13 protein-coding genes are annotated in these 11,869 nt (G+C 57.1%); 3 read left to right on the plus strand and 10 right to left on the minus strand.

Going from position 1 to position 11,869, the window contains the following annotated elements:
- Together VLM75_10685 and VLM75_10690 are read left to right on the plus strand one after the other, a co-directional pair.
- A partial coding sequence (locus VLM75_10685) for a hypothetical protein (GenBank protein ID HSV97384.1) occupies positions 1-509 on the plus strand: 509 nt, incomplete at its 5' end.
- 14 nt (positions 510-523) lie between these two features.
- Positions 524-811, plus strand: a complete 288-nt coding sequence (locus VLM75_10690; protein HSV97385.1) for a hypothetical protein — start codon at positions 524-526, stop codon at positions 809-811.
- 21 nt (positions 812-832) lie between these two features.
- Here the strand turns inward: VLM75_10690 and VLM75_10695 are convergent, their stop codons facing one another.
- The 10 genes from VLM75_10695 to VLM75_10740 all read right to left on the minus strand — a co-directional run bounded on the left by VLM75_10695 (position 833) and on the right by VLM75_10740 (position 11,002).
- Positions 833-2,416, minus strand: a complete 1,584-nt coding sequence (locus tag VLM75_10695; GenBank protein HSV97386.1) for a TolC family protein — start codon at positions 2,414-2,416, stop codon at positions 833-835.
- A 215-nt stretch (positions 2,417-2,631) separates the two neighbouring features.
- Positions 2,632-3,714, minus strand: a complete 1,083-nt coding sequence (locus VLM75_10700; protein HSV97387.1) for a chemotaxis response regulator protein-glutamate methylesterase — start codon at positions 3,712-3,714, stop codon at positions 2,632-2,634.
- Positions 3,711-4,271 (minus strand): chemotaxis protein CheD, encoded by a 561-nt coding sequence (locus VLM75_10705; GenBank protein ID HSV97388.1) that lies wholly within the window; start codon positions 4,269-4,271, stop codon positions 3,711-3,713. Before VLM75_10705 ends, VLM75_10700 begins: the two co-directional genes overlap by 4 nt.
- A 93-nt stretch (positions 4,272-4,364) precedes the next feature.
- Positions 4,365-5,204 carry a protein-glutamate O-methyltransferase CheR gene (locus VLM75_10710; protein HSV97389.1) on the minus strand — a complete coding sequence of 280 codons (840 nt, stop codon included), beginning with the start codon at positions 5,202-5,204 and terminating at the stop codon, positions 4,365-4,367.
- A 15-nt stretch (positions 5,205-5,219) separates the two neighbouring features.
- Positions 5,220-5,810, minus strand: coding sequence for a chemoreceptor glutamine deamidase CheD (locus VLM75_10715; GenBank protein HSV97390.1), 591 nt, complete (start codon positions 5,808-5,810; stop codon positions 5,220-5,222).
- A gap of 9 nt (positions 5,811-5,819) precedes the next feature.
- Positions 5,820-6,368 carry a chemotaxis protein CheW gene (locus tag VLM75_10720; GenBank protein HSV97391.1) on the minus strand — a complete coding sequence of 183 codons (549 nt, stop codon included), beginning with the start codon at positions 6,366-6,368 and terminating at the stop codon, positions 5,820-5,822.
- Between the two features lie 9 nt (positions 6,369-6,377).
- Entirely contained in the window at positions 6,378-6,749 is a 372-nt protein-coding gene (locus VLM75_10725) for a response regulator (GenBank protein HSV97392.1), read from the minus strand.
- A 23-nt stretch (positions 6,750-6,772) separates the two neighbouring features.
- On the minus strand, positions 6,773-7,027 hold the full coding sequence (locus VLM75_10730; protein ID HSV97393.1) for an STAS domain-containing protein: 255 nt from the start codon (positions 7,025-7,027) through the stop codon (positions 6,773-6,775).
- 12 nt (positions 7,028-7,039) lie between these two features.
- Positions 7,040-9,163 carry a chemotaxis protein CheA gene (locus tag VLM75_10735; protein HSV97394.1) on the minus strand — a complete coding sequence of 708 codons (2,124 nt, stop codon included), beginning with the start codon at positions 9,161-9,163 and terminating at the stop codon, positions 7,040-7,042.
- Between the two features lie 69 nt (positions 9,164-9,232).
- Positions 9,233-11,002 carry a methyl-accepting chemotaxis protein gene (locus VLM75_10740; GenBank protein ID HSV97395.1) on the minus strand — a complete coding sequence of 590 codons (1,770 nt, stop codon included), beginning with the start codon at positions 11,000-11,002 and terminating at the stop codon, positions 9,233-9,235.
- A 555-nt stretch (positions 11,003-11,557) separates the two neighbouring features.
- On the opposite strand from VLM75_10740, the gene VLM75_10745 reads away from it, so the two are divergent.
- Positions 11,558-11,869, plus strand: a 312-nt coding sequence (locus tag VLM75_10745) for a transglycosylase SLT domain-containing protein (GenBank protein ID HSV97396.1), incomplete at its 3' end; no start/stop codon positions are given.

The raw sequence follows: 11,869 nt of genomic DNA on the forward strand, positions 1-11,869 counted from the left end.
TGTTAACGCTCATAACGGCCGGCTGCGGCGGCGATGGCGGCGAGAAGGGGGAAACCGGCTTCAAGATAAAGCCGGGCAGCTTGACGGAATTGACGATAAATAATAAATCGTATTCAATCGATGGCCTTTCCTTAAGTCAGGGTCTATCTCCGTCCACCCATGCGATCATTTTTTCAGGCACGGTAAACAACCAGAATTACGTTGGTATCGCGGTAAACAACGATATTACGGTTGCAAACTCTTCGTGTCTCTATATCTATTTCAACAGTTCCGATATACCTTCATCCATAACTCTCGACTCCACGGACCCGAATCATATTTTGAAATACCGTAAATCACCAAGCACGACATTTACTCCATGGACCAATAATGGCGCAACGATAACGCTTTCATTCCTGAATAACGGGGATGGAACGTATACCATTCAGGATACGGCGATAACGGGAACCGTTAATTTCGGCGGAGATATCTTGACATCCGTTGATATTATCGCGCAAAAATATCCCTGACGGGGAGACAACCAATGGTCACCATAATCGGCAACAAGATAATAATCGACAGCTCGCGCGCGACGCTCGACGACAAGTCCTCGTTCGAGCAGGCGGTCAACACCATCATCGAGGGCGGCGCCACCGAGGTGGCGGTGGACCTCAGCAAAACGGTCTACCTTCCCTCCGAACTGCTGGGCTACCTCATGGGGAAAAAACGCTCTCTCATGGGAAAGGGCATGGACATCAAGATCATCGCCATCAGCGAGCCGCTCAAGCGCGTCTTCGACGAGGCGCGCATCAGCGGCTTCCTTGGCGTGTAGGCGCGGCCCCTACGGGCTTGCTCATCGGTTTTTCATCCTTCCAAGGACCGAATCCAGGTCGATACCGTAGTTCTCGAAGATGACGTTGCGCGCCAGGTCCCTCTGTAAAAGTGACACGTTGTAATCGACAAGGCTTTTAAGCTCGGCCTGCCTCGCCTGTATGTAGCCGTCGAGCGCCAGTTTAAGCTGGATCGCGCTGTAGCGTCCCTGCCCGAACTTACGGAGCACCCCGTTGTAATAATTCATCTGGTACTCGCGCGCCTCCTTCGTCTGCACGTAGACCTGGTAGAGCACCGCGCACTGCCTTACCGCCGAATCGACCTCGTCGCGCACCTCCTTTTCGAGCTTTTCAAGGTCGAGCGCGGCCTTCTGGTAGCTCACCCGGGCGTTACGCATGCGGGAATCGGCCTCGCTGTTCCCCAGGGGATAGGCGACCTCGAACCCGGCGGAGTACTGGCGGTTGACGTCGTTGAAGGTTTTTCCGTACGAGTCCCTGTTGTAGTCGACCGTGCCCGCGCCGAGGATCAGCTTCAGCGAGGGAAGCTCGTTATGCGCGGCGGCGCGGTACTCGAGCTCGGCGTTCTGCACCATGGTTCGCTGGTTTGCCAGGTCCACTCTCTTGAGCAGGGCGTCGCTCATGGCCCGGTCGAGCGGGATGTCGGGCGGCCTGGTGCTGAAGGTCTGCCCCAGCTCGAAGTCGGTTTTTCCATCGAGGTTGAGGATGCGCAGCACCGCAAGGCGTGCGTCGTAGACGGCCTTGCCGGTGAGGTCGAAATAGTTCTTGCTCTGCAGGACCTTGCCGTTCCAGTCCAAAAGCTCTTCCCGTTCGGCGAGCCCCAGGGCGAGTTTGCGGCCCATGAGGTTACGGATATTGGTGGTGCTTTCCAGGTTGATGCGCGTGGTGCCAAGTGTCTCCTCGGCTACGGCCACGTTCCAGTAGCCGACGAGCGCCTGGACCAGCAGGTTCGAGAGGTACAGCTTTACCGCGCGCCGCCTCATCTCGGCGGCATTGGCGATCATGCGCTCGTTCAACCTGTCGTTCTGCCCGAAGCTGTTCTTGAGTATCTCCTGGCTTAGCTTTACCATCACCGCGGACTGGTAGCCCTCTCCCCCCATGTTGATTGTTCCGATCGGCGCCGGCATTGTGATGCCCGCGCCCTTAATATTCTGATACAGCCCGGAAAGGTTTACCTGCAGGGTTGTTCCCGTATTGAAACGCCTCGAAAGCCCAACCTCGTAGTTTTTCTGCGTGGTCTCCGTCCCCTGGAACGTCGACATCGGGTTCTCGGGCGGGGTTTCGACGACGGCATAGCCGCCCTTGCCGTATGCGTACGTGTCGTAGAGCGCCTGGTATTTTCGAAGATCGGTATCGGAGGCGCGGTACTCCAGGAAGGCCTTCTTTATGTCGAGGTTCTGCATTAACAGATACTGTAAAACCCTGTCGAGTGTCAGCTTGAGCTTTTCGTCTTTTTTAATCTGCCCTGCCAGGCCCTCCCCTTCACGCAGGGATATTTTTTCCGCCGGCGATTCGGCCTCTTGACCGTAAAGTGGCGAAACAACGAGCAGTGCGAACATAACAAAACCCAATACATACATCGAACGCATCGAATCCTCCGCATGGGAAAGCTCGCTGGGGCCTTCCCTCTTCCTCAGGCTGGTCAACCACCGCGCCGGTCGGCGCGCAAATGGTCGCGATGAACTCAGAATATGTTCACAGCCGCCCGCACCTGTCAATTGCAAAAGGCGGCGTGCGAAGAGAAAGAATGTTTGCGCTCGATTTAACAAGGGATCACCGGTCAAACGACCGGGGGCCGTTCGGCCTACTGGCCGAACTGTGAAAGATAATGGATGATGGAGCCGATGTTCTTGGTCATTGACGCCGCGCCGAGCCGAATGGCCTCGCGCGGCATTCCGAAGACAACCGACGAGGCCTCGTCCTGAGCGATCGTCTCGGCGCCCGCCTCCTTCATCTCGAGGAGCCCGGCCGCGCCATCGGCGCCCATTCCGGTGAGGATGACCCCCAGCGCGCTCGGTCCGGTGATCTGCGCCACCGAGCGGAAGATGACGTCGACCGAGGGACGGTGCCTGTTTACGGGAGGGCCGTCGTTTATTTCCACATAGTAGCCCGAACCGTCATGCCGCAGCAGCATGTGCCGGTCTCCCGGCGCGACGAGGGCCATGCCGCGGTACAGACGTTCGCCGTGCTCCGCCTCCTTGACATAGAGCTTCGACATGCCGTTGACCCGGTCGGCGAAGGCCTTTGTGAACTTTTCGGGCATGTGCTGTACGATAACGATGCCCGGCATTTCCGCCGGAAGGGCCGAAAGGATCTCGGCGATGACCTCCGTCCCGCCGGTCGACGCCCCGATGGCAATGATCTGCTCGGTGCGGATCTTCGCCGTCTTCACCGACTTTTTCGGAAGAATGACATCGACCGTGAATTTTTTGTCCGCGGGCATCTCGATCTTCTGTTCCGCGACGGGGGCGATGCGCCGCTTTATCTTCGATCCGGCCGCGGAAACGACCTTTTCGATGAGCTCGTCGGCGAAGGTTTCCCATGCCGCGGTGTCGTCGAGCTGGGGCTTGAGGATGAAATCCACCGCGCCGGCCTCCAGGGCCTTCATCGTTGCGCTCGCCCCCGCGTCGGTGAACGCGCTTACCATTATCACCGGCATGGGCTGTGCGATCATGAGTTTGGAAACGAAGGTGATGCCGTCCATGCGCGGCATCTCGATATCGAGCGTCAGCACATCGGGCCGGAGTTTCCTGATCTTGTCGACCGCGACAAAGGGATCGAGCGCGGTCCCGACGACTTCCATTTCGCGCGAACGGGAGAGCGCGTCGGAAAGCAGTTTTCTCGTCACCGCCGAATCGTCGACAATCAGCACCTTTATCCTGTTCATGCTTTCCCGGCTATTCCGCGCGCGAAATCGACTTCGACCTTCCCCACCTTCTGCATCACTTCCTTTCGGGTCGATTTTTTCAAATACACCTCTCCGGTTTTAACATCCATCAGTATTTTCCGGGTATATTTCCCTCCGACGTCTATCTCCTCTATCTGGATGTCCTCCATCTCCATCATCACCCTGGCCAGCCGTATGTTATCGGCGGGAATGGTTGTGGTGGCGATGACACCGTCGAGCACCTCTCCGCCGCCGAAAATCTTGGCGATCATCCGGTCCCTGTCCGCACCGGCCTTCTCAAGTGACCGAATGAGCCTGTTTATGGCGGTGATTCCATATTTGGCCCTGCCGTCCTTCGTTATATCGGTCCCGGAGATGCGTCCCGGCAGCATGAAGTGGTTCATGCCCGAAACTCCCCGCTCCGGGTCATGCAGGCACACCGCTATGCACGACCCCAGCAGCGTTCCGATTATTTCGTCGCCGTCCGATACGTAGAATTCGCCCGGATGTATTATCTTGATGGGCTTGCCGTACTTCTGACTGTTCCTGATATGCATATTCCCTTCCGCCGCGATTCCGTCCCGTTTATTACGCGACGGCCCGCTAATTCACTCGTCTTTGTCCATCGCCGGCCCTTACGGTGTGATGCCTCACCGCCTTTCCGGCGTCTTTCTGTAAATTGTGTTTCGCACGAAAACGAACCTGTCGGTAATTCCCGTGAGGGTTTCCGAGTGGCCGACGAACAGATAGCCGTCATCCGCCAGGTACCTGTGAAAATTCGCGAACAGCCTCTTCTGCGATTCGCGGTCGAAATAGATGATGACGTTGCGGCAGAAGATTATATCGAACGTGCCCTTCATGGGAAAGCTCGAATCGAGCAGGTTGAGTCGGCGGAAATGGACCATCCGCCGGATGAAGTCCTTTACCCGGAACAGGCCCTCGTTTTCGGCAACGCCCTTCTGAAAATAGCGCTTCGCCGTCGGCATGTCTACCACTTCGAGGATGTCTTCCGCCCTGTATTTGCCCTCCCTGCCCCTGTTCAGTACCTGGGTATCGATATCGGTGGCGAGAATGCGTATTTCCGGGGTTTTCCTGTTCTCGAAAAAACGGTGCATCGTGATCGCGATGCTGTATGGCTCCTCGCCGGTGGAGCATCCCGCGCTCCAGATATTGATCTCCTTTCTGCCTGATTTCAATAATTCCGGGAGCACCTCTTCGGTCATGAAATCGAAATGTTTGTACTCGCGGAAAAAGTCGGTTTTATTGGTGGTGATGGCATTGATGAGGTTGACGATCTCCAGCCGGTAGTTTTCAATCAGGTAATCGTAGTAACCACGGTAACCGTCGATTCCGAGCTCCCGCAGTCGTTTCATGAGCCGCGACTGTACGAGTGCCCGCTTTGACTCATTGAGCTTTATCCCGCTCTCTTCGTATATGATTTCACTGAAACGCCTGAAGCTGTTGCTGTCGAGTTCAGTAAGTTGCGGCATTCCCCCCACCCGGTCCTATTCGAAAAGATAGACTTTGCCGAATCGTGGCTTGTTGCGGAACATGGCGTCTATGTATTCCTGCTCGAGTCTGGCGAATTCGGAGGCGTCGTCGTTCCTTCTCTGAAAGCGCCTCATTGCCGCTCCCGTCATCGTATAAAACAGCACCTGTCTGCGATGGCTCCCGCCGAGGTCCTCGGTCTCGACAGGTATCCGCTCGAGCGCGAAGTACTCCTTGAGAAAGCGAATATTGCTCTGGATAACCGCGTCCATATTCGGCATGCGCGAGTTGAGACTCCCCACACCGAAAAGCTTCGCCTTCAGATGCTTGCGATCGCCGCCGAGCTTCACGATCTCCCCTATCAGGTATTCCATCGACATGATCCCCTGCCTGGCGATATCGTCGGCGAAAATCCCACCGGTGCCGATCATCCCCGGAACGATGAAATGCCCCATGCCGCCGATACGCCTTGCGGCATCATACAGGCAGACGCACGCGCACGCCCCCGTCACCGTTCCGAGGATGCAATCCTCGCCAGTGGCGAAATAGTCACCGGGTAAGAGCGTGTAGAGCACCTTCCCGAACCTGTTTTTGGTGCTCTGAATCATCGCAGTGGATCAGGCCGTTCTCTCCCTTTCGAGCTCGGTCATCTCTTCGCCCGACATGATGCGGTCCACGTCGAGAATGATAACGAGCTTTTCCTCTATCTGGCCGATGCCCATTATAAAATCGGTCTCGATCTTCGCGCTGAAGTGCGGCGTGTCCTGGATGCTCTTTACCGGTATGCTCACCACATCCGAGACCGAATCGACGATCATGCCGATCATGCGGCCGCGCACCTCGACGATGATTATGACGGTAAAGGTGTCGTAATCGCGCTCACTCATCGTGAACTTGATCCTCATATCGACGACCGGAACGACCGAACCGCGCAGGTTGATAACCCCCTTCATGAACGCCATGGCATTGGGCACGTACGTAATCTGCGTCATGCCGATAATCTCATGGACCTTGAGCACCTCCACCCCGTAGGTCTCCCCGCCGATCACGAAGGTGACGTACTGGTTCTCCTCCTCGGCCCTCTCCCCCTTTCTGTCGATCCGCAGCCCCCTGATGTCGCTGGTCGCCTTTCCCTCTTCGAGTTTTTTATCCTTCATGTCGCTCATCGAATTCTCCTATCGAATGAATTTCTCGACGATCTTGAGGAGCTCGGCGGGCTGGAAGGGTTTTATTATCCATCCGGAAGCGCCGGCCTCCCTGCCCGCGTTCACCTTTTCGTTCTCGGACTCGGTGGTGAGCACCAGGACCGGGGTGAACCTGTCGATCTTGCGGAATTTCCTTATAAACGTTATGCCGTCCATAACCGGCATATTGATGTCGCAGATGCAGAGCGCGATGTCGTCTCCCGCCTTCCTGATCCCTGCGATCTTGTCGAGCGCGTCCTGCCCGTTCTCCGCCTGCTGAATCTGGTAGCCCATTTTTTTGATGGTATACTCCACGCTCACCCGGATGGTCGGCGAATCGTCTACGACCAGTATATGTTTCATACCAGCCTCCTTATCCCTGATTCTCAGCGCGACAACCCGCAGATCGAAAGCTGATGACGCACCGTTTCCGAAACGCCGCGTATGCGAAGCGACTTCGACTTTGCGCGCGCCTCCTTCCCAGCCGCGATCAGCACCTGCGCTATCGACAGGTCGACCCGCCGCGCCTCCGAAAAATCTATGACTATATCGGAATCGTCCCTGAACGCGTTCAGCAGCGCCCGGTGGAATGATTTGACGCTTCTGACGCCAGAATCTTCCCGCAATTTAATCATCGTCATACGCAACACCCCTTATCTGGATATCTCCTCGATCAGGCCGTGGATATCGATTATAAGCGCCACCCGGCCGTCCCCGAGGATAGCGGCGCCCGTCAACGCGCGCGTCTTCGTTATGTAATTCTCGAGGCTCTTTATAACGATCTGCTGCTGCCCCAGAAGCTCGTCGATCATCATCCCCGCGCGCGAACCGCCCGCCTCGACGATCACCACCAGCGACTCCCACGGGTTCTCGAATTCCGGTTTTATTCCGAAGAGCCGATACAGCCGCACCAGCGATACGAACTCGCTGCGCACCTGTACAACCTCGCCCTTCTCCTTGACCGTGCGTATATCTTCTTTCCGCGGCTGAAGAGATTCCACGATCGATAGCAGTGGAACGATGTAGATGTTCCCGCCGATGCGCACCATCATGCCCTCGATGATTGCGAGGGTAAGCGGCAGCTTGATCCTGAAGGTCGACCCCTTTCCCGGCCTCGTTTCGATCTCGACGCTTCCGCGCAGTGATTCGATGTTGTTTTTGACCACGTCCATGCCGACGCCCCGACCCGAAAGATCGCCCACCTTCCGGGCGGTGGAAAATCCGGGAAGGAAGAGGAACGAAAGGAGCTTTGCCTCGCCGGCCTCTTCGCCCGGCCGGAGCAGTCCCGTTTCCTCGGCCTTCGCCCGGAGCCCTCCCCGGTCGACGCCACGGCCATCGTCGATGACTTCTATGAATACGTTGCCTTCCTGATGATACGCCCTCAGGGTGATCGTACCCGTACGCGCCTTTCCGGCGGCCTCGCGCTCATCGGCTGGCTCGATGCCGTGGTCGATCGCGTTTCGTATCATATGCTTGAGCGGATCGTCCATTCGCTCTATGACGGTCTTGTCGAGTTCGGTTTCGCTGCCCTCTATCTCGAGCCGGATCTCCTTGCCCAGCGCGTGCGCGGTATCGCGGACGAAGCGCCGGAACTGCTCGAAGCTGGGCCCGATCGGGATCATGCGTATTGACATTATCTGTTCCTGGAACTCCCGGGTGGTCCGGTCCAGACCATACAGCGCGTTTTTCAATAAAAAGCCGTGTTTCTCGTCGAGCTCGTCGGCAATCCCGGCGATCGCCGACTGGCCGATCACGATCTCTCCCAGCAGGTTAAGCAGCCGGTCGAGCTTATCGGTATCGACACGGACGGTGCCGGTCTCGATCTTCTTTTTAATCTTATCCTGTTCGGCAAGAGCGAACTGCACTTCTCTCTCGGTGGCGTAACCCTTTGCTACGACGAGGTCGCCTATCCTGGTATTTTCGCCGTCCTGTGTTTTCAGCACGTCGTTCAACTCCACGCCGGTAAGAATTCCCTTCGCCACCAGGATCTCTCCGATGCGCTTCTCCCTGGTCTCCGCCTCGCCCATAACCGGGCTTACATACTGCCCGGTTATGTCCTCAACGATTATCGGATTGTCTCCCTGGACAAACATAAACACCTCGTCGATCTTCTGACGGGGGTTTTTCGTCTTGAGCACCAGGTTCCAGCCCAGGTAACATTTCTCCGGATTCAAAATATGGATGTCGGGCAGCCGCTGCCGGTCGATCCGCCGCTCGACCACAATACCGAGCGAGAAGAGATCCTCCATTATCATGAGCGGATCGGTCCCCGTCTCGAAGATATCCTCGCGGAAGGACGCGCTGATTTTAAAGTAGCGGTACCCAAGGTCCATCTCCTCTTCCTCGGGTTTTTTCTCCTTCGCCGCGTCCGGAGCGCGTGCGGCACCCGCCGCGGCCACCGTCCCGATTATCGCCTCGACCTTTTTCAGGAGCTCGTCCCTTCCGGCATCGAGATGAGGGTTCTCGCCGCCCGCCTCGATCGAGGCCCGTATCCAGTCCATGCCTGCGAGCAGGAGGTCGATGATCTCCCTGCCTACGGAAAGCGAACCGGACCTGACCATATCGAGCAGGTTCTCGAGCCTGTGAGTGAACACATACACGCTCTTGAAGCCGGCGATCCCCGAGCTTCCCTTTAAAGTATGGACATAACGGAAAATACCGTTAATGAGTTCCGGGTCCCTCTCGTCTTCCAGGCGCACCAGGCCCGATTCGAGGCTGGACAGAATATCGTCCGCCTCGCGGATAAACACGTCACGCAAAACCTCGGTATCATCCATGTCCCGTATCCCCGCGTTTCAGTATTGACGCATTCGCGTTACGGCGCGGCCACCGGCCGCGCACCGCCGTCAGAACTCCTCGAAACCTTCTTCCCTCAGGACTTCCTTGATGTCACGACCCGCGACGGGCTTTTTATCCTCCACGGGTTTGCGTCTTTCCGTCGTCGCGGCAACGGCTTCCCTTTTCGGCGCCGTTTCCGGCCCCCTGGGCTTCCTGACGGCGGCCGCCGCGGCCTTGAGATGCACCTCCTTGTGCTTGGTCTGGTACACGTTGCCTCTCGTTCCCTCGCTTATCTTGAAGCGTTCGACCATCGACTGCATCTCGCGCGCCTGGCCCGCCATCTCCTCGCTCGCCGAAGCCGTCTCCTCGACCAGGGCGGCGTTCTGCTGTGTCATGCTGTCCATCTCCGATACGGCTATATTGATCTGGTCGAGCCCCTGCTTCTGCTCCTGGCTGGCGGCCGCGATTTCGGAAACGAGGCGCGCCACGTTCTTCATGGCGCCGACTATTTCGCGGAGCGCGTCGCCGCTGCGGTTGGCGAGGTCGGTTCCGGTCTCGATCTTGTCGGTCGAGTCCTTGATGAGCGCGCCGATCTCTTTGGCGGCATTGCCCGAGCGCTGGGCGAGATTGCGCACCTCGCCGGCCACGACCGCGAATCCGCGCCCCTGTTCGCCGGCGCGCGCGGCCTCGACCGCGGCGTTGAGCGCGAGCAGGTTCGTCTGGAACGCTATTTCGTTGATGACCGAGATGATCTCTTCAATTTTTTTGCTCGACTTGTTGATCTCGTTGATCGACGCGACCGCTTCCATCACCACGCGGTTTCCTTCCTCGGCCATCTTCATGGTCTCGCCGGAGAGTTTGTTCGCCTGGTCGGAGTTGTCGGCGTTCTGTCGGATCGCGGCGGTCGCCTCCTCGATGGTGGAGGCGATCTCCTCGAGCGACGAGGCCTGTTCGCTCGTGCGCTGGGAAAGATTCTGGTTGCCGCCGGATATCTGGTCCACGGCCTGAGAGAGGTTCTGCGCCGCCGCCAGTATCTCGGAGATGAGCCGCTCCAGGTCGTCGGCCGCGGCGTTGAGCGCTTTGCCGAGCATGCCCAGCTCGTCGTTCTGGTCCAGGTCGATCCTCGAGGTGAAGTCGCCGCCGGCAAGCTTTTCGGCGAAGGCAAGGCCCTTTCGTACCGGACCGGCAACCGCTCCGGAGAGGACAATTGTAATAACTATACCCACTACGATGGAAGCAATGAGCAGGATGACGCTGATGATGACGGCCCGCCTCGATTCTTCCATCTGCATTTTCATATCATGCTCGGCGGATTTTGTCTTCGACTCTATCATCTCGTCGCTTTTGTCGCGCAGGGCGTTGAACGCGACAAGCCACTCGCCGCTCAGCCTTTTCGCATTCTCAAAATCCTTCTCCATGATCGATTTTTCAAACTGAACGCGAATATCCTGCGGCGCCGCCTCCGCCTGCTCCCATTCCCTTACGAGTTTCGTCTCCTCCTCGGAGAGGATCGTCTTTTTATATTTCTCGAACAGATCCATGTATTCGGCATGCAGTGATTTCGAGTTCTCCATTCTCTTTTTCACTTCGTCCCAGTCCCCCAGTCGCGCCGATTCATACTCTTGCAGCATATTGATTCGGAGCTGAAGGATATTCCGCACGGTACGGTTCATATACCGGACCGGCATGAATTCCTTGTTGTAAAAACGCTCGAAACGCACCGATGCATCCCTTTGCGAGATAATCCCCGATAACGCGATCACACCCATAAGCAATATTAATACAAGGCATGACAGCATCACTTTCAGCGAAACCCTGAGGTTATTGAACCACTTCATCGCCATCCTCCGTTAATCTCTTATTACGCGAAAATTACGCGCGACGAAAAACCGGCTTCTTTCCGAAATTCAATATGCGCCACATCCGTCGCAGAAAGGAATGTTCATGCCGGCCCACACCAGCCCGGGGAGGAAGGTACTTCAGCGATGCAATCCGGATATTGGTTTGAACCGACTTCCCTTTCGTCCACGGGAGGGATTACGCGCTATCGCCCTTCGGGGGCACCCGATCGCGAGGCAGCCGCCGCTACATCCCTGTGACAACCGCGACTCCACGCTCATGATCCTAAGACTGCCGCACGATAAAGTCAATCTATTTTGGAAGCCGTTTTTTCGCCGCCGTCTTTTTTCCCCGCATCCCAATAAGATGGGCGCAGCAGGAAAACATTAGCGCCACTGCAGAAAAACCGTTAGTCGGCCATCATGGAAACACTTACAGAGACGTTTACCTTCGTCGCCGGCTCCCGACCTCCCCGCCTCTCGATACGCCGCCGAAACGCCTAAGTGATTGACTTCACGCCGTAGTGAAGAAAGAATCGTCGCGAGGTTAATACGATGAAACGCATCCGCTCGATACCGTTCGCGCTGACGCTGACCGCCATTATATGCGCGCTTACACCCGGTTCGGAAAACCAGGCGAAGACCTCCAATGGCGACACGATCCACCTTTCGGGCGGCGCGACACTGAACCCGCGCGGGAGAACCGTATTTGCAAGTCCTCATCTTCCGCTCATCAACCGTATCGCCGCCGAGGAGGGCGTGGACGACTACCTCGTCCAGTGCATCGTCAAGGTCGAGTCGGATTTCAACGCGGGAGCGGTATCGGTCGCCGGCGCGGCGGGCCTCATGCAGATCATGCTCGACGTC

This window comes from Spirochaetota bacterium, from assembly GCA_035477215.1.
Taxonomy (GTDB): domain Bacteria; phylum Spirochaetota; class UBA4802; order UBA4802; family UBA5368; genus MVZN01.